Origin of the sequence: Streptomyces lomondensis (assembly GCF_014651035.1) — a bacterium.
In the GTDB taxonomy this organism is placed as follows: Bacteria; Actinomycetota; Actinomycetes; order Streptomycetales; family Streptomycetaceae; genus Streptomyces; species Streptomyces lomondensis.
The window spans coordinates 1,118,465-1,141,068 of the sequence record NZ_BMWC01000001.1; the positions used below are offsets into that span (position 1 = coordinate 1,118,465).

Here is a 22,604-nt window from a genome sequence, read left to right on the forward strand (position 1 = left end):
GTGCCGTGACAAGGACCGGAGGAACAGATGAGGGTGACCCGACCGATGCTCGCGCTGAGCGGCGCGGTGGCGATACTGGCGCTGGCCGGCTGCGGATCCGGCGGCAAGGACGAGGCGGCCGTTCCGAAGGCGGTGACCGGCAGCCTGGAGCACATCGCGGCCGAGGCCGAGTGCGAGCCGAACATGCAGACCGACGCCGACACCATCCGCCAGGCCATCTGCAAGAAGGGCAAGGAGAAGTACGTCCTCGCCACCTTCGCCACCGACCGCGGCCAGCGCGAGTGGCTGAACAGCGCCAAGGACTACGGCGGCTACTACCTCGTCGGCCGCAAGTGGGTCGCCGTCGGCGAGGAGAAGACGGTCACGGCCCTGCAGAGCACGCTCGGCGGGACCATGGAAGAGGGCTCCGAGCACATGAACCCCGGTGGCAGCCACAACAGCGGCAGCCACCACGGCTGACCGCGCGGAGCCCGGGCAAGCGAAAGCCGGCGGTGGGAATTCCCACCGCCGGCTTCCTACTGGGTGAGGACTACTGGCAGTCCTCGCCGTTGTTGATGCACTGGACCATCTCGTTCATCACGTTCTCGTCGAAGAAGTTGATGAAGTCGTTGTGGTCGGTGATCGGCTTGTGCAGCTGCTCCGGGAAGGAGTCGATCGCGAACGCGTTCTGCACCTGCCCGTTGTTGATCTGCGGCGCCGGGACGTCGTAGACCAGGCGGACCTGGAGCTGGGGGATGGCCTGGAAGCCGTTCGAGCAGCTGCCGTCCGCCTCCACGAAGTCCACGTGGGTGCGGTGGTTGGCGCTGTCGATGTTCTGGCCGTCCCAGCAGCTCTGGAAGTTGGACGTCCGCACCACGCTGCTGCCCTCGGGGCAGATCGGGTACTTGTCCGTCACCTGCCGGTCCTCGAAGCCGGTGCAGCTCCAGGACGTGTTGGCGTTGTTCAGGCCGTTGGTGAAGGACTTGGCGTCACCGGTGATGATGCGCAGGGCCTTCGGCATCGCGACGACGTCGCTCGTCCGGTTGCCGACGAACTTCAGCTGCGCCTCGGTCGGCTCGACGATCTTGCCGACGTTGCCGTCCTGGCCGCCGCCCGGCTGGCCCTGGTCGATGTCCTGCGTACCGTCCTGGACACGGATGACCGGCCAGAAGTACGAGGACTTGTCACCCTGGTTCTGGCAGGTCGTCTCGGCGTTCGCCAGGTCCTCGTCGCTCGCGAAGGCGTTGTTGCTCTGGTTGCCGACGTAGTCGTGCTGGTGCTGGGCGCCGTTGGAGACGCCGGGCGCCACGATCACGTTGTCGGAGTTGCGGTTCTCGTTCTCGTTGGTGCCGCAGTTCGTGGTGAACGAGCCCGTGGAACCGGAGTCGCCGTTCGCGGCGAGGCCGTTCGGCAGGTTGCGGGAGTTCGGCTGGACGTCCTCGATGTTGATGAAGTCCGCCGCCGCCGGGCCGTTGCCGGCCTGCCCGCCGTTGCCGCCCTGGCCCTGGTCCTGACCCTGGTCCTGGCCGTTGTCCTGGCCCTGGTCCTGACCGCCGTCGTTGTTCTGGCCGCCGTCGTTCTGCCCGTCGTTGTTCTGCCCGTCGCCGTTCTGACCGCCGCCGGCCTGGCCGTCGTTGGTGTTCGCGTCGGCGGCCATGCCCTTGCACTCGGCCAGCTGCTCGAGGTTGCCCGGGGCCTGTCCGCCCACCCGCCGGATGTTGATGCCGATCCGGTCGATGGCCGCGACTCGCTTCGACTTCAGCGGGCCCAGGATGGCGTTGTTGACGAAGCCCGAGTCACCGGCCTGGGCCTGACGCGTGGAGGCGAGCCGGGAGTAGGCCTCGCTGATCTGCTTGTCGAGGTTGGCCAGCTCCTTGTCCACCCCCTGGCGAGCACCCTCCGGCACGTCGGTCAGCTGCTGCCCTACGTCCGGACACTGGATCGTGGCGATCTGCGCGCCCGCGGACTTCGTCTGGTTCGCCGAGTTCTCCTCGTGCGCCGAAGCATAGAAGTTTGCCCAGATCAGCCCGCCCCCACCGAGCGCTAGGGCCGCCGATGCGGCAATGGCCTTGGTGGCCAGCGGCGTACGGCGTTTTCTTGTGTTGCGTCCCATGGAACTCCTCTGACTTCCTTTTTCGGGGGCATCGAGGCGCCCGACAGGAGTGAAGCGGCTCCCTTCCATACGGAGGGCGTCCCAGGGGTGTTCAGATGTCTCGGAAATCGATGCGAGATTCGTGAGGGCTCTGTGTTCTCAACAGTCCCTTTGGTACCGGGAGTTGTGGATCACCCACGGTGGGTAAGGCGACCCGTCCGGTTTCATCGGCCGTGGTCGAGATACGCGAGAACCGCCAGCACGCGCCGGTTGTCGTCGTCCGAGACCTCAAGGCCCAGTTTGGCGAAGATGTTGGCGGTGTGCTTGGCGATCGCCCGTTCCGTCACGACCAGCTTCCCGGCGATCGCCGCGTTGGACCGGCCCTGCGCCATCAGCTCCAGCACCTCCCGCTCCCGGGGCGTCAGCCGCGCCAGCGGCCGGTCGTCGCCCGACTGCCGCGCCAGCAACTGCTGGATGACCTGCGGATCCATCGCCGTGCCCCCGGCGGCGACCCGCCGTACGGCGTCCACGAACTGCTCGGCGTCGAACACCCGGTCCTTCAGCAGATAGCCGATCCCGCCGGTGCCGTCGGCGAGCAGCTCACGCGCGTACAGCTGCTCCACGTGCTGGGAGAGCACCAGCACCGGCAGTCCGGGCCGCCTCCTGCGGGCATCGAGCGCGCACTGCAGCCCCTCGTCGGTGTGGGTGGGCGGTAGCCGTACGTCGACCACGGCGACGTCCGGGTCCAGCTCGGCCAGCGCGGCGGCCAGTTCGGGCCCGGACTCGACGGCCGCCGCGATCTCGAAGCCGTGCGCCTGCAGCAGCCGGACGAGTCCGTCGCGCAGCAGGAACAGGTCTTCGGCCAGGACTACGCGCAAGGGATCTCCATGGTGACCATGGTGGGACCGCCCGCGGGACTGCTGACGGCCAGGACGCCGTCGAATGTACCGAGTCGCCGCTCGACCCCGGCCAGTCCCGAACCGGCCCCGATCACCGCGCCGCCCCTGCCGTTGTCGGTGACGGTCGCCCGCAGCATGCCGTCCGCCTGGTGCACGTCGATCCAGATCCGGTCGGCGCCGGAGTGCTTCACGGCGTTGGTGAGCACCTCGCTCACGGCGAAGTACGCGGCGGACTCCACGGGCGCCTCCGCCCGCCCGGGCAGATCCACGCTCACCTCGGTGGCCACCGGCAGCCGCAGCGCCAGCGCCCGTACGGCGTCGCCCAGGCCGCGCTCGGCGAGGACCGGCGGGTGGATGCCGCGCACCAGCTCGCGCAGCTCGGTCAGCGCCTCCACCGAGGACTTCCGGGCCTGCGCGATCAGCTCCTTGGCCTGGGCCGGGTCCTTGTCGAGGAGCGCCTCGATGGTGCCGAGGTCCATGCCGACGGCGACCAGCCGGGCCTGCGCCCCGTCGTGCAGGTCCCGCTCGATGCGCCGCAGCTCGGCGGCGGAGGCGTCGACCGCGTCGCGCCGCGTCTCGGTCAGCACCCGCACCCGCTCGGCCAGTTCCCCCTGGTTGCTGCCGAGCACCGCCCGGGTGAGCCGGAAGTGGACGGCCAGCAGGCGCGGGGTGAAGACGTGCGCGAAGAAGAGCAGGACCAGGCCCAGGGCCGCCGCGCCGAGCGCGGACGCCTGCCCGGTGACCGGTACGAACCCGTACCAGTACCCGTCGGGGAAGACCCGCCACAGCCCGGCCGCGATCGCGAACCCCTCCAGCGGATAGAAGAGCAGGACCGCCGGCAGCAGCGCGGTGACGAACCCCGCGGTCATGTCGACCGGCAGCCACCTCAGGTCCCGCCAGGTCGCCGGGTCGCGCAGCAGCGCGAAGGTGCGGGTCCACGGATTGGCGCTGAGGGGCAGCGGCCGGTACGCCGGGGGTATCCGCACCCCGCCCCACTCGGCCGCGAGCACCCGCCGCCAGTTCGCGAACGCCCGCACCCCCGCCAGGACGTGCGGCGTCGTCACGAGCCCGACCCCGATCGGGATGAGCCCGATGGAGACCAGGGACAGGCAGAAGCAGAGCACCGCCCCCGGCAGGCTGACGAGGGCCAGTGCCAGCCCCCGCACCGCGGCGAGCCCGATGCCCCGCCCTTTCGTACGCCTGTTGCCGCTCTTCGTGTCGATGGTCATGGCGTCAGTCTGGCCTAGCGGAGGGGCGGGGACACGGGGCCGGGACACCCGGTCAGGGGGTGGTGCTACCTACACCGTGGTGCTACCTACACCCCCGCGGCCCCGCCGGCCGCGAGCACCTTCGCTTCCGCCTCCGGGTCGAGCCCCTTGCACGACCGGTCGGGGCGCAGCGGTGCCGTGCCGCCGATGTCCTGGAGCCAGCTCCAGGTGTCGGCCACGGTCTCCTCGACGGGCCGGCAGCTCAGCCCCGCCGCGACGGCCCGGGAGACGTCCGCGCTGTGCAGGGCGTCGTGCAGGTCGCTGCCCGGCGGCACCCACACCGGCAGCTCGGTCCACGGTTCGATGCCCGCCCGGAGGATCACCTCCGGGTCGGTCCACCGGAGTTCGGCCGCCCCGCCGGTGACCCGCGCACAGGCGTCCAGCAACTCGCCCATGGTGGTGTGCCCCTGAGGGCTGATCAGGTTGTACGGCCCGCTCAGCTCGCGCTCCGCCGCGTGCAGGATCCACTCGGCGAGGTCACGGACGTCCACGTACTGCAGGGGCAGCTCGCGCGGGCCCGGGGCCAGCACGGGGCCGCCGCGCGCCATCCGGTCCAGCCACCAGGGCAGCCGGCCGACGTTCTCGTACGGGCCGAGGAGCAGCCCGGCCCGCACGAGCACCGACCGGTCCTCGCCGAAGGCGTCCAGGACGGCCAGTTCACCGCCCCGCTTGTCCCGCGGGTAGTCGGTCTGGTCCGCGTCGGCCGACGCGCCCTCCACCAGGGGCGCGTCCTCGCCGTACCCGGCGGGCGGGGCCCACGCGTACACCGAGCAGCTCGACACGTACACGTACCGGCGGGCGCGGCCCCGCAGCAGCCGCGCCGCGTCCCGCACCGCGTAGGGCGCCGCCGACCAGGTGTCGACGACGACGTCCCACTCGCCCGGGTCCGCGGCGAGGGCGGCCAGCCCGTCGGGCGCGGTGCGGTCGCCGTGCAGCGACCGCACGCCCGGCGGCGCCTCGTGCCGCCCCCGGTGGAAGACGGTCACCTCCCAGCCCCGCGCCAGTGCCGCCGCCACGACGGGCCGCCCCGCGAACTCCGTACCACCCAGCATCAGAAGCCTCATGCCACCGACTCTGCCGGGTGGGGCGGCGCGACGGAACGAGGATCTGCTGTCAGCAGACGGCCGGGTGGGGAGGCGGGTGTGCGCGGGGCGCGTCCCGGGGTGGGGGTCAGTTCCCCGTCGGCGGCACGTACTTGTAGCCGACGCGGCGCACCGTCCGGATCGCGGCGCGGTGCTCGGGGCCCAGCTTGCGGCGCAGCCGGGCGATGTGGACGTCGACCGTACGGCCGTCGCCCACGTGCCCGTAGCCCCACACCGTGCCGACCAGCTGGTCGCGGGTGTGCACCCGGCCCGGGTGCGCCACCAGGTGGGCGAGCAGCTCGAACTCCAGGTACGTGAGGTCGAGCGGCCGGCCGGCCACCTCGGCGGTGCGCTGCACGGTGTCGACGCGGATCAGGGGCGCGCCGCCCCGCTCGCGCCCGGACGCGGGTCCGGATTCGGGGCCGGTTTCGGGGCCGACGGCCTCCGGCCGGTCCGGCACCGCCACCGGGAACGGCGGCTGCTGGTCGGCCGGGACGAGCACCAGGTAGCCGATCATCGGCGGCTGCCCCGGCAGGGTGGGCAGGGTGTGCTGCGGCGCCGGCAGCCAGGTGGCACCCGGAGGCAGCAGATCCGCGACCGTCACCACCTCGTCCCGGTCGACGGCACGCAGCCGTTGCCGAGGGCCGTGGGTCGCGGGGGAGTCGAGGGGAGCGGTGGTGGACAGAGAACGAGGGGTCGCCATGAGAGGTCAGCTCTTTCGCGCGAGGAGGTCGTCTGGGAGGTCGACGGCCGCGAGTTCGTGGTCGGGCTCGCCGAGGGACGTACGCGGTTCGCGCTGGCCGAAGGCCGGGGTGTACGGCGTCAGCGGGCCGGCGCGTTCGTCGCGCGGCAACACACCCGGTCGAAGTCGTGGTCCTGACGGGACGGCCAGAAGGGCTCGAGGTCATGGCGACCCGTCGCGGTGAGCTTCTGGTAGCTGGCCATGGGCCCATTGAAGCAGACGGGGGCCGCCTGCCGGGACCCTCCTCTCACGGTTCGGACAGCGAGCCGCCGTTGCGTGCGTCACCCCACCAGGCGTTTGTGCCAGGTCAGGGGCGTGACCGTGATCGCTTCGCCCGGATTGCCGTCCCACTCGGTGGACAACCCGGCCGCGGTGAGCGCCGCGACGACCCGGCGTCCGACGGCCGTCGTGGTCTCCTCGGAGCCGTCGAACCCGCCGTAGTAGAGGGACAGACCCTGCCCTTCCGCCGCGCTGCGCGTGCACGGGTAGGGGAAGAAGACGAACCCCCGCACCCCTTCCCGGCCGTCCGCCTCCGCGCCGATCTCGGTCATGCCGCAGCTCCGGCAGCAGGAGAAGTGCTCGCGGGCCACGACGCCGTCCGCGTCCAGCGCCGCGAAGGCCCGCTCCAGGCGGTCCGGGTCGGTGGGGGCGGTCCACGCCTCCTGCTCCTCAACCCGCTCCAGCCACAGCCGCTCGACGACTGCGCGGGCCTGGGCGGAGGAGAGGCCGTCCTCCATGAGGTACACGGTCTCGCGGACCAGCTGGTCGATGCCGAGGTAGCCGTCCTGGAGCATCTCCCGGACGTACCCCTCGGCCCGCGCGGCGGTCTCGGGTGCGAGCGCGGGCGCCGGCTCGGGCAGCCCGAACTCCTCGCGCTCCCAGGCGACTCCCGCGTCCCAGCCGTCCTCCTGCCGCGCCCAGCGCACCATCACCTCCGCGACGAGGCCCGGGTCGGTCACCCGGGCCACCCACATATGGGGGACGCGCCCCGTGCGGTGCTGGAGGTCGTAGGCCCCGCCCTCGTCGCGCGCCGTCTGGATGAAGACCAGCGGCCGGTCCGGTATCCGCTGCACCACGAGGAAGTGGTCGTCGGCACCGCCGATCCGCGCCACCAGCTCCCGCAGCCGCCGCTCCGGAATCCGCGCGTACGTCTGCCCGCTCTCCGTCTTCACCTTGATGGCAAGGCCCCCGTCGATCTCCATGCCCCCACGATGGCACGCCCCACTGACAACGCGAGGGGGCGCCCACCGGAACGGTGGGCGCCCCCTTCATGGAGCTGTGCGGCGGATCAGACCTGGCCGGCCTTCTCCAGCGCCGAGCAGCAGGTGTCGACGAGCAGGCGGGTCACCACGTACGGGTCGACGTTGGCGTTCGGGCGGCGGTCCTCGATGTAGCCCTTGCCGTCCTTCTCGACCTGCCACGGGATACGGACCGAGGCACCGCGGTTGGAGACGCCGTAGGAGAACTTGTCCCACGGGGCGGTCTCGTGCAGACCGGTCAGGCGGTCGTCGATGCCGGCGCCGTAGTTCTTGACGTGGTCGAGCGGCTTGGAGCCCTCGCCGAGCGACTCGCACGCGGTGATGATCGCGTCGTAGCCCTCGCGCATCGCCTTGGTGGAGAAGTTGGTGTGCGCGCCCGCGCCGTTCCAGTCGCCCTTCACGGGCTTCGGGTCCAGCGTCGCGGCGATGTCGAAGTCCTCGGCGGTGCGGTAGAGCAGCCAGCGGGCCACCCACAGCTGGTCGGAGACCTCCAGCGGGGACAGTGGGCCGACCTGGAACTCCCACTGGCCCGGCATGACCTCGGCGTTGATGCCGGAGATGCCGAGACCGGCCTTCAGGCAGTTGTCGAGGTGGGCCTCGACGACGTCACGGCCGAAGATCTCGTCGGCGCCGACGCCGCAGTAGTAGCCGCCCTGCGGGGCCGGGAAGCCGCCCTTGGGGAAGCCGAGCGGGTAGCCGTCCTTGAAGAAGGTGTACTCCTGCTCGATGCCGAAGATCGGCTCCTGCGCCGCGAACTTCTCCGCGACCTCGGCCAGCGCGGCACGGGTGTTGGTGGCGTGCGGCGTGAAGTCGATGTTCAGCACCTCGCACAGGACCAGCACGTCGTCGCCGCCGCGGATCGGGTCCGGGCAGGTGAAGACCGGCTTCAGGACGCAGTCCGAGGCGTGGCCCTCGGCCTGGTTGGTGGAGGACCCGTCGAAGCCCCAGATCGGCAGCGCGTCCAGACCGGCGGGGGAGCCCTCGATGATCTTGGTCTTGGAACGCAGTTTGGCCGTCGGCTCGGTGCCGTCGATCCAGATGTACTCAGCCTTGAAGGTCACGGGCCACATCCTTCGGGGGTGTGTCTGGGCGCGTATCGCGGGTGCTGGCGGCGCTGCGGCACTGGGGCGCCGCTTTAGTTGCCCGGCAGCTTGTCAACAGGCGATTTCCCGTCCATTGCTCGAATGTGAACCCCGTGTTACCGGGTGACGCTGTGCCGCACGTCACGCTGTGAGGGTGTTTCGCCGGGGGAGCGGGCCGGACATGCCGGTCCCGCTGCCCCTGGCCGGGAGCAGCGGGACCGGTGACACGTACGAGGGGGCGGCCCAGGGGTGGGCCGCCGCCTCAGTGGCTCACTCGATCGCCCGGCTTCACCCCACCTTCTCGATCACGGCCCGGCGGATGAGGAACTTGCCGGGCTCACGGACCTGTTCGAAGGCCGCGTCGTTGAGCAGCACACAGCTGCCGGAGACCGAAGTGACCTCCACCGTCGTGGACTTGTTGTTGTCCAGGTTGGTGACCTTCAGCTTCGTGCCGGCCGGGAACTGGTTGCTGGACGCGGCGGGCGCACCGCCCTCGCCGGAGAGCGTGACGGTGGAGCCGTTGCACACCTGCTGCCCGGAGGGCGCGGCACCCCCGCCGGGGTTCGCCGCGGGCTGCGAGGGCTCCGCCGCCCCGGCGGGCGGTGCCGACTGTGCGGGCTGCGACGGCTGTGCGGGCTGGGAGTCCTGAGCCGACTCCCCCACCACGCACCCCGACGCCTCCTGCTTCCGCTGGATCTCCGCGACGACCGCCTCGCGGTTGGCGATCCGCGCCTCGGACTGCGCGTCGGGGTCGGCCCGCTGGTCCGCGATGAACTTCTGGTTGTTGCCGAGGGCGGTGGCGAGACCCAGGCAGACCGTCGACTCCGCCGAGGACTTGGGGGTCTGCGCGGCGTTCGACGTACTCGCCATGACGAAGGCCCCGCCTCCCGCCACCGTCGCCGCGCTCACCAGCAGCGCGAGTTTCTTCTTCGTACCGAGCGTTCTCCTGCGCGACATGCGCGCCTCCTGAAGAGGTAGGGGAGCGTACGCCGCTATGTACGAGATACCGAACGAAGTTACTCAGCGGTTACAGGAGTCGCCGAAGTGACCCGCGCCACACGTGGAGGTAGTCGGCCGTCAACGTGACAGCGCGTCCCGCACGGCCTCGTCGGTGCGGGCCACCACCGCCGTGCCGTCGTCCGCGGTGATGATCGGGCGCTGGATCAGCTTGGGGTGCTCGGTGAGCGCCCTGATCCACCGGTCGCGCGAACCGGCGTCCCGCGGCCACTCCTTGAGCCCGAGCTCCTCGGCGGCCGCCTCCTGGGTGCGGGTGATGTCCCAGGGTTCGAGCCCGAGGCGGGTGAGGACGCCGCGGATCTCGTCCTCGCTCGGTACGTCCTCCAAGTAGCGGCGGACGGTGTAGTCGGCGCCCTCGGCGTCGAGCAGCCGCACGGCGCTGCGGCACTTCGAGCAGGCGGGATTGATCCAGATCTCCATGCGCCCACGGTACGCGCCGCCGAGTCTGTTCGAATTCCTGGAGACCCACAGGCCCCTTGCGGACCTGCCGTGACGAGACGCCAATTCCCTTCCCCACCTGGGAGTTTGCCGAGCTCTGCGGCCTCCCCGTTGTCAGTGCCCGGCGGTAAACTGTAAGCAGTGTTCGAGGGTGGCGGCGGGGACGCCGAAGTCTCCGCCGGCCGCCCGACCGCGACAGGAGGATGCCTGTGCCCGCTGCCGCTCTGACGTCGAAGCCGCTGCCCACCCAGTCCACCGCGAAGCGCCCTGTCCTGCTCGACCTGCCGTACGCGCCCGTGGAGAAGCGGCCGCTGCCGCCGGGCCGGCCGCGCGAGTGGTACGTCACGCACAACCGCCGCCTCAAGGCGATGCGCCTCGCCATCGCCCTGCTCGACTCCGGCGTCTACATGCCGAACCAGGCCCGCAACGAGACGATCCGGGACACGGCGGAGCTGATCGGCGTCCACCCGCCGTCGGACACGACGTGCCACATGGTGCGAGCGCTCATGCGCTACGCCCGCTGACCTGGCCGATTCCGAGCGCCGGGCACCCTGTTCTCCGGGTGCCCGGCGCTCCGTCATGCCGCCCGGCCCGGCGCGGCGAACACCGGCGGGTTCAGGCGGGCGAAACCCTCCTGGCGCTCGTAGGGGAAGTAGGGGTACGGCGCCGGGCGGTGGCTCGCCGCGTCGAGTCTCGCCATGTGCTCGGGGGCCAGGGTCCAGCCGACGGCGCCGAGGTTCTGGCGCAGCTGCCGCTCGTCGCGGGCGCCGATGATGACGGAGGACACGGTCGGCCTCTGGAGCAGCCAGTTGAGGGCGATCTGCGGCACGGCCCGGCCCGTCTCCTGTGCGATCTCCTCCAGCGCGTCCACCACGCCGTAGAGGTGCTCCTCGGCGACGGGCGGGCCGTAGTCGGCGGTGGCGTGCAGCCGGCTGTCGGGCGGCAGCGGTGCGCCGCGGCGGATCCTGCCCGTGAGGCGCCCCCAGCCGAGCGGGCTCCAGACGATCGCGCCGAGGCCCTGGTCCAGGGCGAGCGGCATGAGCTCCCACTCGTAGTCGCGGCCGAGGAGGGAGTAGTACACCTGGTGGGCCGCGTAGCGCGGGTGCCCGTGTTTCTCCGCCGCCGCAAGGGATTTCATCACCTGCCAGCCGGAGAAGTTGGAGACGCCGACGTAGCGCACCTTGCCCGCCCGCACGAGTGTGTCGAGGGTCGCGAGCACCTCTTCGACCGGTGTCCCGGCGTCGAAGGCGTGGAGCTGGAACAGGTCGATGTGGTCGGTGCCGAGCCTGCGCAGGGCGTCCTCGCAGGCGGTGATCAGCCGGGAGCGGGAGGAGCCCGCGTCGGCCGGTCCGTCGCCCATCGGCAGGCTCGTCTTGGTGGAGACGATCACCTGGTCCCGGCGGCCCTTGATCGCCTCTCCCAGCACCTCCTCGGAGGCACCGGCGGAGTAGACGTCCGCGGTGTCGAACATCGTGATCCCGGCGTCCAGGCAGATGTCCACCAGGCGGCGCGCCTCCCGCGCGTCGGTCGTGCCCCACGCGCCGAAGAGCGGGCCCCGCCCGCCGAAGGTGCCGGCTCCGAAGCTCAGCGCGGGAACCATGAGTCCGGACGCGCCCAATCGCCTGTATTCCATCGTGGGCCCCCTCTGGTCGTCTAACGGGTCTGAAGTTTCGTTAATGGCGGCTAAGGTAGCAGGGCGAAGCGGTTAATGGAACGGGAGTGCCGTTATGGCTGACGGGGTCGAGCCGGGGACCGTACGCCCCGGAGGGCGCACGGCGCGGGTGCGGCAGGCGGTGCTGCGGGCGGCCGAGGACGCCCTGACCGAGCAGGGCTTCACCGGGCTGGACCTGGCCGACATCGCGCGCCGCGCCGCTGTGGGCAAGACGACCGTCTACCGCCGCTGGGGAACCGTGACGGGGCTGGTGGCCGACCTCCTCCAGGACATGGCCGAGCAGTCCGCGCCGCGCACCGAGACCGGCTCGCTGCTCGGCGATCTGACGGCCAACGCCCGGCTCGTCCAGCGCACGTTGACGGACCCGCGGCAGGGCGCGCTGTTCAAGGCGCTGATCGCCGCCGCCACCGGTGACGCGAAGACGGCCGCGGCGCTCCACCGCTTCTACGACATCCGCGTCCGGGAGTGGGCACCCTGCGTCCGGCAGGCCGCCGACCGGGGCGAGGTACCCGAGGGCACCGACCCGCACGACGTGATCCGCGCCGTCTCCGCTCCGCTCTACTACCACTTGCTGATCAGCGGCGGCCGACTCGACGAGACCGCGGCCGACCGGGCCGCGGAGGCCGCCGCGATCGCGGCGCGTGCGGGGGTGTTCGTACGGGGCGGTGGGAAGCCCGCGTAACGCGCGGCTCCGCCGCGGGCGGCGGCCGGGCCGCTCGGGGGCCGATCACGCCGATCGGGCACGCGGTCGGGGATCTCGACGCGCACCGGGACGGGTTGGCGCCGGCCGCTCGCCGTCGGGCGTCTGCCGCCTTTCGCCTGCGGCTTGCCGGTTGCCGCCGCTCGGTTGCCGGTTGCCGTTCGCCGGCTGGCGGCTGTCGCCTTTCGGTTGCCGTTCGCCGTTCGCCGTCTGCCGGCTGGCGCCTCTCGCCTGCCGCTTGCCGTCTGCCCTCGGAGATGACGTCGGCCTTCAGGCGCCGCTGCGCGCCCGGATTGGCGTGCTGCCAGTCGCAGCCGCCGCAGTGGCCGGGGGCGGCGTACGGGCAGGGCACGTCGATCCGCCGCTTGCCGTCTGCTGCTGACCCTCTGGCGGCTGCCGCTGCCGCTGCCGCTGCCGTTGGCGCTGCCGGTGCCGGTGCCGCTGCCGTTGGCGCTGCCGCTGGCGCGCCTGCCGCCGCGGATCCGTCGGACGACCTAGCCCGCCGCCAGTTCCTTCTCCAGCGGTGTGCGGAAGCGTGGGGTGATCCTGGTCGTGCCGACCCAGCCGCTCAGCCGTTCCGCCTCCGTCTCGATCGCCGCGAGGGCCTCCCGGCCGACGCCCTGCCCGTCGAGGATCCGCCAGGTGATCTCCCCGTCGGTCCGCTGCGCCCAGCCGCCGACCACCCTGCCGTTCCACCACACCGTCGGCCCGACATTGCCGCTGCGGTCGAACAGCAAGGGCCGCAGCTCCGGCGCGAGGTACCAGTCGCGCTGCTGCCAGCCCATCGCCGTCGGGTCGAGAGCGGGCAGGAGCGCGGCCCAGGGGGCGTCCGGCTCGGGCACCGGGGCGACGTCGCCCTCGGCCACGTACCCGGGGCCCTCGTCCAGCTCCACCGGCTGCGCCCCGATCGCGGCCAGCGCCCTGCGGACCTCCGTCACCCGCCACCCCGTCCACCACTTCAGGTCGGCCTCGGTCGCCGGACCGCACGCGGCGAGCCACCGTCTCAGCAGCTCCGCCTGCGCCTCGGCGGCGTCCAGTTCCGGGTGCTCGGGGGCGACGGCCCAGCGGAACTGGCCGGACGTCCAGGAGCCGAGCGGCCGGCCGCGTACGACCTTGCCCTCGACGCCCAGCACCCTCAGCAGCCTGGTCGAGACCGTGTGCAGGCCCTCGTAGCTCTTGCCCGCTCCGTACACGAACTGCTCGCGCAGCCGCGGCTCGTCCTGGGCGAGTTCGGCGGCCGTCGCCTGCCCGCGCCGGGCGAGCGCCGCCAGCGTCGACTCCTCGACCTCCTTCAGCCAGGCCGCGTCCGGCGCCCCGGCCGCCGCCATGTGCTTGAGCAGCCCGGCGCGTTCCTTGGCGGCGACGGCCAGGCCCGTCGAAGCGTGCACGACGGCGGTCAGGGCCGTGGGGAAGACGAACACCGTGTGCCGCATGCCGTGCATCCGCACCAGAGAACGGTCCTCGTACAGCGCCCGCCCCGTCTCCGCCACCGTCTTGGCGGGGTCGGCTAGCCGCGCGCCCACGGCCAGGTACACCGTCGCCGGGTCGGTGCCGTGCAGCGCGACCAGCGAACCGGCGACCTCCTCGGGCGTCGCCGCCCCCGCAGACCCGGCCAGCCGCTGCCGCAGCCCCAGCCGCGCCCGCCTCTCCGCCACGCCGATGTACCGCTGCGCCCCCATGCAGGCCTCCACTCGTCGCGTCCCTCCGCCCCGACTGCATCATCGCGGACGCCACTGACAATCGCCCGCCGGACGCCTCAGGAGTGCCGCTTCAGCAGCCCGGTCACATACGCGTTCAGACGCCCCGCCAGCACCGCTGGGGCACCTCCCACGCCCTGAGGGCAGTGGGGGAGGGCGACGTCCAGGTCGGCGGGACCCCACGAGGTCTCCACCCAGTCGACGACCCCGCTGATCCGCAGACCATCGCTGCCCGAGCCCATGAACAGCACGTTCCCGGGATGGAAGTCCCGGTGCAGGAAGCAGCCGTCGTACGGGGGCGGGTCCCGGCGGATCACGTCCACGGCCCGCTTCCACAACGCGCCCTCCGGTGCGTTCACCTGCTCCGGGGACGTCCACGCCTGGTACGGACGCGGCCGCTCCCCCGTCGCAGGAACGACCCGGTGGATCCGGGCCAGCTGGGCCGCCAGCAGGTCCACCCGCGCGACGAGGTCCTCCTCGTCGACCCGGATCCGCCCCGGCAGCAGGGACATCAGCAGAGACGGATGATCGCAGTGCTCGCCGGTCGCGTCCACGCCGATCAGCTCGGCGGCCGGTACGCCCTCCTGCCCCGCCAGCAGCGTGAGGATCTCCGCCTCGCGGGCCAGCAGGCCGGGAGCGTGCCGCCGGAAGAAGGGCTTCACGAAGGTCCGGAGCGCCAGTTCCGTGCCGTCGTCGAGGGTGAGCCGCCGCATCTGGGCGCTCCAGCCGCCCGTCAGGAAAGTGGACTTGTCGACCGTACGGCCCTCGGGAAGCTGCTTGGCCACCCACGCGCGCGTGGCCGTCCAGCCCCGCCCGCCGAGCCCGGTCAGGACGGCGGTGACGAACTCCCGCCGGTCGTCGGGGTGGTCGCGGAACCACAGCCCCAACCGGTGCTCCGCGTCGGGCAGTTCCCAGTGGGTGAACTGCGCGCGCCGGGCCAGCGCCTCCGAGACGGCCTCCGTCACCGCGGGCGGGATGACCTCGTCCGTGCCCGGCACCGCGAGCACCGCCCGCCCCTCGTACGCCCGCAGCACCTCCAGCGCGGGCGCCGTACGCCAGCTCCCGGCCCGGCGGATGATCGCGCTGAACCGCCCGTTCCCCTCGCCGAACGGCACGTCCCACGCCTCGGCCGCGTACACCGCCGGCGCGCACAGCCCCAGGGCCGCCACCCGGTGGCCGTAGTGCCGGGCGAGATCGGCCACCGTCTGGCCGCTCATGCTGAACCCGACCAGGACCAGCGGCGCGTCCACGCGCGCGTGCGTGTCGATGACGGACACGGCCTGCTCGAAGCGGCGGCGCAGGCTCAACTCCCGCAGCAGGCCCGTGCTCTCCCCGTGCCCCGAGAAGTCGAAGGCGAGGGCGCGGCAGCCGTGCGCGACGAACTCCTCCAGCAGCGGCACCAGCCGCTCCTTGCTGCCGTTGCCCGCGCCGTGCAGCAGGACGGCGGTCGCCCGGGCCGGTGCACCGCCGCCCGCGTCGCCGCACAGGCCGCTGAGGCGTTCACCGTCGACGATGTGCGCGAAAGGGACCAGCTCACTCATCCGGCCATTCACTCACGCCGCGCGGACCCGTGAGGGGCGATCACAGACCAGGCGCCCCCCACACCGGGAACCAGCGGCCCAGGTCCTCCTCGATCCGCAGGTCGTCGGCGAGCGCGGCCCGCACCTGGAGTTCCAGCGCGTTGTCGCGCCGCTGCCCCTCGCCGGGCAGGGGCGCGAACGGGTAGAACGTGCCGCGCTTGTAGAGGTAGACCAGCGCGAGCCGCCGTCCCGCCTGGTTCCGGAACACGGCCGATGAGCACAGCAGTTGGGGGCCGAACCCGTTGACCTCCATCTGGCTGTTGACGGCGTGCAGGTCGTTCACGAGGGCCGCGAGCTGGTCGGGGGAGCGGTGCGAGACCAGCCAGGAGTAGCCGTAGTCATCCTGACGCAGCTCCACCGGCGGGCCGTCGCGGTCGGTGTCGGCGTCCAGCAGCGCCCGCACCTCGCGGTGGGTCTGCTCGAAGGCCGCGCCCTCGACCGTGGCAAAGCACACCGCCCCCTGCCCGGTCGGGGTGAACCCCACGGCGGCCTCCAGGGTCACGGCCGCCGACGGCAGCGCGAACAGCCGGTCGAGATCCGCCGCGACCGGCTTGGTCCGGCCGAGCAGGATGTCCAGCAGCCCCATGCTCCGCTCACACCCCTCCGGGTGCCGCCGCCTCGCCCAGCTCGGCGGAGATCCGGCCCAGCTGGTCGAGCCGTTCCTCCAGGCTCGGGTGGGTCGAGAAGAGCCGCGCGACACCGGGCTCGCGGCCCAGCGCCGGCGTGAAGTAGAACGCGTTGAAGGCCTGGGCCGTGCGCAGGTCCTTGGTCGGGATGCGGGCGATGTCGCCGGAGACCTTGGTGAGCGCGGAGGCCAGCGCCGAGGGCCGGCCGGTGAGCAGCGCCGCCGCCCGGTCCGCGGCCAGTTCCCGGTACCGGGACAGAGCGCGGATCAGCAGGAAGCTGATCGCGTACACGGCGGCCGACACGCCCATCACCGCGGCGAAGACGGCAGCCGTGTTCTGGTCCCGCCGGCCCCCGCCGAACAGCTGCGAGTAGAAGGCGAACCGGACGATCAGCCCCGCGATCACGCCGAGGAACGACGCGACCGTGATCACGGCGACGTCCTTGTGCGCCACGTGCGACAGCTCGTGCGCGAGCACGCCCTCCAGCTCGGCCGGCTCCAGCCGCCTGAGCAGCCCGGTCGTCACACAGACCACGGCGTGGTCGGGGTTCCGGCCGGTCGCGAACGCGTTCGGCATGTCCATATCGGACACGGCGACCACCGGCTTGGGCATGTCCGCGAGGGCGCACATCCGGTCGATCACCGCGTGCAGCTCGGGAAACTCCTCCCGCTCCACGACCCGGCCGCGCATGGCGTACAGCGCGATCCGGTCCGAGAACCAGTACTGCGCGCCGAGCAGCGCCGCCGCGACCACCACGACCAGCACCCACGACTTCAGCAGCACGACCAACGCGGCGACGAACCCCACGTACAGCAACCCGAGCAGGAACAGTGTGATCCCCATACGGGTGGTCAACCGCCGATCACTCCGAAAGCGGCTGTGCATTTGCATCACCCCGCAGCTCACGCACTCGTCCCACTGCCAGTGTGCACCCGGGCCCACCCATGAACGGGTCGCGATCATCCCCAGTCCCGGCAAAGCCATCAGCCCCCGGCGGCCACGGCATAGCCGGGCACGGACGGCCACCGCACGGTCAGCACGACCGACTCCTCCTCCGCATACCACGAGTGATCGACGCCGCGCCCCCACACCACGTAGTCCCCCTGCCGCTCCAGCAGCACGCTGCGCCCCGGCAGCTCGACCCGGAAACGCCCGCTGATCAGCACGAGCAGCGCGGTACGTACCTCACCCCGCACCCACTCGGCCCGCTCGTCCCCCGGGGATGAACCCCCCACTTCACCTCCACGGCGTCACTGCGCCGCGGATCCCCCACGTCCTTGAAGTGCCCGAGGATCCACCCCCGGTCCAGGGCGGCGTCCTCGCCCGCGTTGCCCGTGTACACGCTGTCACTCACGGGCCCGGAGGCTAGGGCCTGTCGTTTGGATCACGCCGCAGACGCGGGGTCTGGCACGCGCATCTGCCGCGTTGTCGTCGGTTGCCGACTCCCCCAAGCTCTCGACTTCGCTCGAGCAGGGGGGACCCCCATCGCGTCGACGCCCTCCTCCGCCTTGCAGCTGCACGCTCCCCCAAGCTCTCGGCTGCGCTCGAGCAGGGAGGTACCCCCATGACCCCGCTCACCGGCACTGAACAGCACCGTCACTTCCCTGCGACCTGATCCAAGCGACAGCCCCTAGCAGCCGCGCCGAGTCAGCTGCCCTAGTACGGGGCCCGGAAGTTGATGTACCCCAGCAGCACGATCACCGCCGCCACACAGCCGAGCACCACGGCCGTGGACACCCACGAGGAGCGGCGACGCGACCCCACGTGCTCCGGGTCGGCGCGGAACGGCACGGGTCCGGGCGGGTTGTGCTTCCAGCGGGCGGCGAGCATCCGGGCCCGGGCGGAGGGCTCCTTGTGCTCGGCGCTGTCCGCCCATCTGAGGTCGAACTCCCGCTCGCCGTCGTGCCGTTCGGACATCCCCGTCAACCTCTCTCGAACAACAGTGTCACTGTCGATAATCCCCTGTCCGCCTCCGTCTGTGAAGCGGGATCCGGGCATACGACGGTGCCCCCGCCTCCGGGAAGGAGACGGGGGCACCGCGGGTACGACGGGGGCGTCGATCACACGTCGAAGTACAGCTCGAACTCGTGCGGGTGCGGACGCAGCTGCAGCGGAGCGATCTCGTTCGTGCGCTTGTAGTCGATCCACGTCTCGATCAGGTCCGGCGTGAACACGTCGCCCTGGAGGAGGAACTCGTGGTCGGCCTCGAGGGAGTCGAGGACGGCCGGGAGCGAGGTCGGGACCTGCGGGACGCCGGCGTGCTCCTCGGGAGCCAGCTCGTACAGGTCCTTGTCGATCGGCTCGGCCGGCTCGATCTTGTTCTTGATGCCGTCCAGGCCGGCCAGCAGCAGCGCCGAGAAGGCCAGGTACGGGTTGCCGGAGGAGTCGGGCGCGCGGAACTCGACGCGCTTGGCCTTCGGGTTCGAGCCCGTGATCGGGATACGCATCGCGGCGGAGCGGTTGCGCTGCGAGTAGACCAGGTTGACCGGGGCCTCGAAGCCGGGGACCAGGCGGTGGTACGAGTTCACCGTCGGGTTGGTGAAGGCCAGCAGCGACGGGGCGTGCTTGAGGATGCCGCCGATGTAGTAGCGGGCGGTGTCCGACAGGCCCGCGTAACCGGCCTCGTCGTAGAAGAGCGGGGAGCCGCCCGACCACAGGGACTGGTGGACGTGCATGCCCGAGCCGTTGTCACCGAAGATCGGCTTCGGCATGAAGGTCGCGGTCTTGCCGTTCTTCCACGCCACGTTCTTCACGATGTACTTGAAGAGCTGGAGGTCGTCGGCGGCGGCGAGCAGCGTGTTGAACTTGTAGTTGATCTCGGCCTGGCCGGCGGTGCCCACCTCGTGGTGCTGGCGCTCCACCTTCAGGCCGGCCCGCTCCAGCTCCAGGGAGATCTCGGCACGCAGGTCGGCGAAGTGGTCGACCGGCGGGACCGGGAAGTAGCCGCCCTTGTAGCGGACCTTGTAACCACGGTTGTCCTCGAGGGCACCGGTGTTCCAGGCACCCGCCTCGGAGTCGATGTGGTAGAAGGACTCGTTCGCGCTGGTCGCGAAGCGGACGCTGTCGAACACGTAGAACTCGGCCTCGGGGCCGAAGTACGCCGTGTCGGCGATCCCGGTGGAGGCGAGGTAGGCCTCGGCCTTCTTCGCCACGTTGCGCGGGTCACGGGAGTACTGCTCGCCCGTGATCGGGTCGTGGATGAAGAAGTTGATGTTCAGCGTCTTGTCACGGCGGAACGGGTCGACCCGGGCGGTCGACAGGTCCGCGCGCAGCGCCATGTCGGACTCGTGAATGGCCTGGAAACCCCGGATCGAGGATCCGTCGAAGGCGAGCTCGTCGTCCGGGTCGAACGCGTCGACAGGCACCGTGAAGTGCTGCATCACGCCCGGGAGGTCGCAGAAGCGGACGTCGATGAACTTGACGTCCTCGTCCGCGATGAACTTCTTGGCCTCGTCGGCGTTCTGGAACATCCAGCTCCTCCTACTCCCGACCGTCCCGCCGGGGTGGTAGTTCGTTCGTGCGGCCAGTGCGGGTGGCACACGCTGACCTCGACCCTAGGGACGGGTGATTTCTCTGGCGTGACCCATTTGTTTCGCACAAGTTAACCGGCTCCCCTTTCACGGTAGCCCGGACACACCCCGCCGTGCCCTGGTCAATTACGGGCGCAGTACCGTGGACGGGTGGACAACAGGCAAGCACTCGGATCCTGGCTCTCCGGGCCCCGCGCGGCCGCGGAAGAGGCCGGTGTCGACTTCGGATACCGGGGCGAGCAGCTCGGTCTGCCCGAGGAGGGACCCGGCTCGATCGCCCGCCCGGGCCGCCGGCTCGGTGCCCTGGCCGTGGACTGGGGCCTGAGCCTCCTGATCGCATACGGTCTCATCACCCAGAGCTACAACGAGGCCGCGCAGATCTGGGCGCCGCTCATCATGTTCGCGCTGATGGTCCTCACGGTCGGTACGGTCGGCTTCACCCCGGGCAAGCGGCTCCTCGGTCTGCGCGTGCTCGCCCTGGAGACCGGCCGCGTCAGCCCCTGGCGCGCCGCGCTGCGCACGGTCCTGCTCTTCCTGGCGATCCCCGCCCTGATCTGGGACCGCGACGGCCGGGGTCTGCACGACCGGCTGGCGGGCACGGTCGAGGTCCGCATCTGACGCGTATGGACATGAAGGAGGGGTGCCCGGAATGATCCGGGCACCCCTCCTTCTGTCATGTGCGGGGTCAGCGGGCCTTCGGCCCGCCCTTCGGCAGCCGCATGCCCTTCGGCATCGGCCCCTTCGGTAGCGGCATGTTGCTCATCAGGTCCCCGAGGGCGCGCAGCCGGTCGTTGGTGGCGGTCACCTGCGGGCCGGTCAGCACGCGCGGCAGCTTCAGCATGGTCGTGCGCAGCTTCTTCAGCTCGACCTGGCCCTCGCCGGTGCCCACGAGCAGGTCGTGTACCGGGACGTCCGCGACGATGCGGTTCATCTTCTTCTTCTCGGCGGCCAGCAGGGACTTCACCCGGTTCGGGTTGCCCTCGGCGACCAGCACGATGCCTGCCTTGCCGACCGCGCGGTGCACCACGTCCTGGTTGCGGTTCATCGCCACCGCGGGGGTCGTCGTCCACCCCCGGCCGATGTTGTCGAGCACCGCCGCCGCGGCGCCGGGCTGTCCCTCCATCTGCCCGAAGGCGGCCCGCTCGGCCCGGCGCCCGAACACGATCGCCGTCGCGAGGAAGGCGAGCAGGAGGCCCAGGATGCCGGCATAGATGGGGTGACCGATCAAGAAACCGATCGCGAGGAAGACACCGAAGGTGACGATTCCGACTGCCGCGAGTACAAGACCGATCTTCTTGTCGGCCTTGCGGGTCATCTTGTAGGTCAGGGCGATCTGCTTCAGTCGCCCGGGGTTCGCAGCGTCCGCTGCACTTTCCTTCCTCGCCATGCCCCGAAGTCTACGTGGCCCCACAAGCGCCGACGACGGCAGTGTCCACGGGGCTCGCGGGGGAGGGGCCGGGGCTCAGGGACGGACGGAGACGGACCGGGAGACGGACTGCTCGAGAACGCGCTGCGCCTCGACCCGGTCCTTGGCGCGACGGCGGTCCTCCAGCACGGAGGTCCAGGCGTTGCGGCGGGCGGTGCGCTGACCGCTGCTCAGCAGCAGCGACTCGACGGCACGCAGGGCGGTCGTGAAGGACGGAATCGCGGTGGCGCGAACGGGCGCGGCCTGCATGGGTGAGGTCCCCCCTCGGTACGGGTGTACGTGCTGTGAGTTCAGCGTCACTGATTGGTGTTACCAGGGCGTGTCCGACCGGTCAAACACCCATGAAGCCCCGGCGGGCAGCCGTGGAACGCCGACGCGGTCCTGACATGTGCCCTCATCTGCGAGGACGGTCAGGACCGCGTCATATCGGTCGCTACCCGCGGGTAGCGTCTAGTGCGCGAATTCACACGCTTGTCTCGCCCTTTGGCGGGCAGGGGCGATGACGGTTCGTCAGACGGCCTGGGCCGCGACGCTCGCGTCCCGCTGCTCCATGGCCATCCGGTAGAGCCGCCCGGCACGGTACGAGGAGCGCACCAGCGGACCGGACATCACGCCGGAGAAGCCGATCTGCTCGGCCTCCTCCTTCAGCTCCACGAACTCCTGCGGCTTCACCCAGCGTTCCACCGGGTGGTGGCGCACGGAGGGCCGCAGGTACTGCGTGATGGTGACCAGCTCGCAGCCCGCGTCGTGCAGCTGCTTCAGCGCCTCGCCGACCTCCTCGCGGGTCTCGCCCATGCCGAGGATGAGGTTCGACTTGGTGACGAGGCCGTAGTCGCGGGCGGCGGTGATGACCTTCAGGGAGCGGTCGTAGCGGAAGCCGGGGCGGATGCGCTTGAAGATCCGCGGGACCGTCTCGACGTTGTGCGCGAAGACCTCGGGGCGCGAGGAGAAGACCTCCTCCAGCTGCTCCGGGACGGCGTTGAAGTCGGGGGCGAGGAGCTCGACCTTCGTCCGGCCGGCCTCGCGGTGCGCCGTCTGCTGGTGGATCTGGCGGACCGTCTCCGCGTACAGCCAGGCGCCGCCGTCCTCCAGGTCGTCGCGGGCGACGCCGGTGATCGTGGCGTAGTTCAGGTCCATGGTGACCACGGACTCGCCCACGCGGCGGGGCTCGTCGCGGTCGAGCGCCTCGGGCTTGCCGGTGTCGATCTGGCAGAAGTCGCAGCGCCGGGTGCACTGGTCGCCGCCGATGAGGAAGGTCGCCTCGCGGTCCTCCCAGCACTCGTAGATGTTCGGGCAGCCGGCTTCCTGGCAGACCGTGTGCAGGCCCTCGCTCTTCACGAGGTTCTGCATCTTCGTGTACTCGGGACCCATTTTCGCCCGGGTCTTGATCCACTCGGGCTTGCGCTCGATGGGGGTCTGGCTGTTGCGGACCTCCAGGCGCAGCATCTTGCGTCCGTCGGGTGCGACTGCGGACACGACCGGCTCCCTAGCGATTGATTCTTCGGCGCCCTCAAG

The 22,604-nt window shown here is 71.3% G+C and carries 24 protein-coding genes and 1 pseudogene; 4 read left to right on the forward strand and 21 right to left on the reverse strand.

The window, feature by feature from the left end:
• Nucleotides 1-27 precede the first annotated feature (27 nt).
• On the forward strand, nt 28-459 hold the full coding sequence (locus IE255_RS04785) for a hypothetical protein (protein ID WP_190048821.1): 432 nt from the start codon (nt 28-30) through the stop codon (nt 457-459).
• A gap of 70 nt (nt 460-529) precedes the next feature.
• Here IE255_RS04785 and IE255_RS04790 read toward each other — a convergent pair whose 3' ends face one another.
• From IE255_RS04790 to IE255_RS04835, 10 genes are all read right to left on the reverse strand, one after another.
• Nucleotides 530-2,092, reverse strand: a complete 1,563-nt coding sequence (locus tag IE255_RS04790) for a DUF1996 domain-containing protein (RefSeq protein ID WP_190048822.1) — start codon at nt 2,090-2,092, stop codon at nt 530-532.
• Nucleotides 2,093-2,295: 203 nt separating this feature from the next.
• Nucleotides 2,296-2,949 carry a LuxR C-terminal-related transcriptional regulator gene (locus IE255_RS04795; RefSeq protein ID WP_190048823.1) on the reverse strand — a complete coding sequence of 218 codons (654 nt, stop codon included), beginning with the start codon at nt 2,947-2,949 and terminating at the stop codon, nt 2,296-2,298.
• On the reverse strand, nt 2,940-4,199 hold the full coding sequence (locus IE255_RS04800) for a sensor histidine kinase (protein ID WP_190048824.1): 1,260 nt from the start codon (nt 4,197-4,199) through the stop codon (nt 2,940-2,942). Before IE255_RS04800 ends, IE255_RS04795 begins: the two co-directional genes overlap by 10 nt.
• Before the next feature lie 86 nt (nt 4,200-4,285).
• The gene (locus IE255_RS04805) at nt 4,286-5,302 is read right to left on the reverse strand and encodes an SDR family oxidoreductase (protein ID WP_190048825.1); all 1,017 of its coding nucleotides are present in this window, start codon (nt 5,300-5,302) and stop codon (nt 4,286-4,288) included.
• 106 nt (nt 5,303-5,408) lie between these two features.
• Nucleotides 5,409-6,023: a winged helix-turn-helix domain-containing protein gene (locus IE255_RS04810; protein WP_190048826.1), complete on the reverse strand. Its 615-nt coding sequence runs from the start codon at nt 6,021-6,023 to the stop codon at nt 5,409-5,411.
• 6 nt (nt 6,024-6,029) lie between these two features.
• A complete protein-coding gene (locus tag IE255_RS04815; RefSeq protein WP_190048827.1) occupies nt 6,030-6,173 on the reverse strand; it encodes a hypothetical protein in 144 nt (47 codons plus the stop codon).
• Nucleotides 6,174-6,343: 170 nt separating this feature from the next.
• Nucleotides 6,344-7,264, reverse strand: coding sequence for a DUF6891 domain-containing protein (locus IE255_RS04820; protein ID WP_190048828.1), 921 nt, complete (start codon nt 7,262-7,264; stop codon nt 6,344-6,346).
• Nucleotides 7,265-7,350: 86 nt separating this feature from the next.
• Nucleotides 7,351-8,382, reverse strand: a complete 1,032-nt coding sequence (gene glnII / locus IE255_RS04825; RefSeq protein ID WP_190048829.1) for a glutamine synthetase — start codon at nt 8,380-8,382, stop codon at nt 7,351-7,353.
• Between the two features lie 309 nt (nt 8,383-8,691).
• Nucleotides 8,692-9,360 (reverse strand): SCO2207 family protein, encoded by a 669-nt coding sequence (locus IE255_RS04830; RefSeq protein ID WP_190048830.1) that lies wholly within the window; start codon nt 9,358-9,360, stop codon nt 8,692-8,694.
• Nucleotides 9,361-9,480: 120 nt separating this feature from the next.
• Nucleotides 9,481-9,840 carry an arsenate reductase family protein gene (locus IE255_RS04835; RefSeq protein ID WP_190048831.1) on the reverse strand — a complete coding sequence of 120 codons (360 nt, stop codon included), beginning with the start codon at nt 9,838-9,840 and terminating at the stop codon, nt 9,481-9,483.
• A gap of 227 nt (nt 9,841-10,067) precedes the next feature.
• Here IE255_RS04835 and IE255_RS04840 point away from each other — a divergent pair, with 227 nt between their 5' ends.
• The gene (locus tag IE255_RS04840) at nt 10,068-10,382 is read left to right on the forward strand and encodes a hypothetical protein (RefSeq protein ID WP_190048832.1); all 315 of its coding nucleotides are present in this window, start codon (nt 10,068-10,070) and stop codon (nt 10,380-10,382) included.
• Nucleotides 10,383-10,435: 53 nt separating this feature from the next.
• On the opposite strand, the gene IE255_RS04845 is transcribed toward IE255_RS04840, so the two are convergent.
• Nucleotides 10,436-11,491, reverse strand: coding sequence for an aldo/keto reductase (locus tag IE255_RS04845; protein WP_190048833.1), 1,056 nt, complete (start codon nt 11,489-11,491; stop codon nt 10,436-10,438).
• 94 nt (nt 11,492-11,585) lie between these two features.
• On the opposite strand from IE255_RS04845, the gene IE255_RS04850 reads away from it, so the two are divergent.
• Nucleotides 11,586-12,212, forward strand: coding sequence for a TetR/AcrR family transcriptional regulator (locus tag IE255_RS04850; protein ID WP_190048834.1), 627 nt, complete (start codon nt 11,586-11,588; stop codon nt 12,210-12,212).
• 512 nt (nt 12,213-12,724) lie between these two features.
• On the opposite strand, the gene IE255_RS04855 is transcribed toward IE255_RS04850, so the two are convergent.
• From IE255_RS04855 to glnA, 7 genes and pseudogenes are all read right to left on the reverse strand, one after another.
• Complete coding sequence (locus tag IE255_RS04855; RefSeq protein WP_190048835.1) at nt 12,725-13,909, reverse strand: winged helix DNA-binding domain-containing protein; 1,185 nt, start codon at nt 13,907-13,909, stop codon at nt 12,725-12,727.
• Between the two features lie 77 nt (nt 13,910-13,986).
• Nucleotides 13,987-15,468, reverse strand: a complete 1,482-nt coding sequence (locus IE255_RS04860) for an alpha/beta fold hydrolase (protein ID WP_190048836.1) — start codon at nt 15,466-15,468, stop codon at nt 13,987-13,989.
• A gap of 40 nt (nt 15,469-15,508) precedes the next feature.
• Nucleotides 15,509-16,093, reverse strand: a complete 585-nt coding sequence (gene pspAB / locus IE255_RS04865; protein ID WP_190048837.1) for a PspA-associated protein PspAB — start codon at nt 16,091-16,093, stop codon at nt 15,509-15,511.
• A 7-nt stretch (nt 16,094-16,100) separates the two neighbouring features.
• Nucleotides 16,101-17,018, reverse strand: coding sequence for a zinc metalloprotease HtpX (htpX, locus tag IE255_RS04870; protein ID WP_190048838.1), 918 nt, complete (start codon nt 17,016-17,018; stop codon nt 16,101-16,103).
• Between the two features lie 98 nt (nt 17,019-17,116).
• A pseudogene (locus IE255_RS04875) lies at nt 17,117-17,487 on the reverse strand (cupin domain-containing protein).
• A gap of 302 nt (nt 17,488-17,789) precedes the next feature.
• A complete protein-coding gene (locus IE255_RS04880) occupies nt 17,790-18,050 on the reverse strand; it encodes an SCO2583/SCO2584 N-terminal domain-containing protein (RefSeq protein WP_190048839.1) in 261 nt (86 codons plus the stop codon).
• A gap of 143 nt (nt 18,051-18,193) precedes the next feature.
• Entirely contained in the window at nt 18,194-19,603 is a 1,410-nt protein-coding gene (gene glnA, locus IE255_RS04885) for a type I glutamate--ammonia ligase (RefSeq protein WP_031114004.1), read from the reverse strand.
• Nucleotides 19,604-19,813: 210 nt separating this feature from the next.
• On the opposite strand from glnA, the gene IE255_RS04890 reads away from it, so the two are divergent.
• Nucleotides 19,814-20,281, forward strand: a complete 468-nt coding sequence (locus tag IE255_RS04890) for an RDD family protein (RefSeq protein WP_190048840.1) — start codon at nt 19,814-19,816, stop codon at nt 20,279-20,281.
• Nucleotides 20,282-20,348: 67 nt separating this feature from the next.
• On the opposite strand, the gene IE255_RS04895 is transcribed toward IE255_RS04890, so the two are convergent.
• The 3 genes from IE255_RS04895 to lipA all read right to left on the reverse strand — a co-directional run bounded on the left by IE255_RS04895 (nt 20,349) and on the right by lipA (nt 22,565).
• A complete protein-coding gene (locus IE255_RS04895; RefSeq protein ID WP_190048841.1) occupies nt 20,349-21,050 on the reverse strand; it encodes a DUF4191 domain-containing protein in 702 nt (233 codons plus the stop codon).
• A 75-nt stretch (nt 21,051-21,125) separates the two neighbouring features.
• Complete coding sequence (locus IE255_RS04900) at nt 21,126-21,338, reverse strand: SCO2195 family GlnR-regulated protein (protein WP_031114009.1); 213 nt, start codon at nt 21,336-21,338, stop codon at nt 21,126-21,128.
• A gap of 261 nt (nt 21,339-21,599) precedes the next feature.
• On the reverse strand, nt 21,600-22,565 hold the full coding sequence (lipA, locus tag IE255_RS04905; RefSeq protein WP_190048842.1) for a lipoyl synthase: 966 nt from the start codon (nt 22,563-22,565) through the stop codon (nt 21,600-21,602).
• Nucleotides 22,566-22,604: the final 39 nt, after the last annotated feature.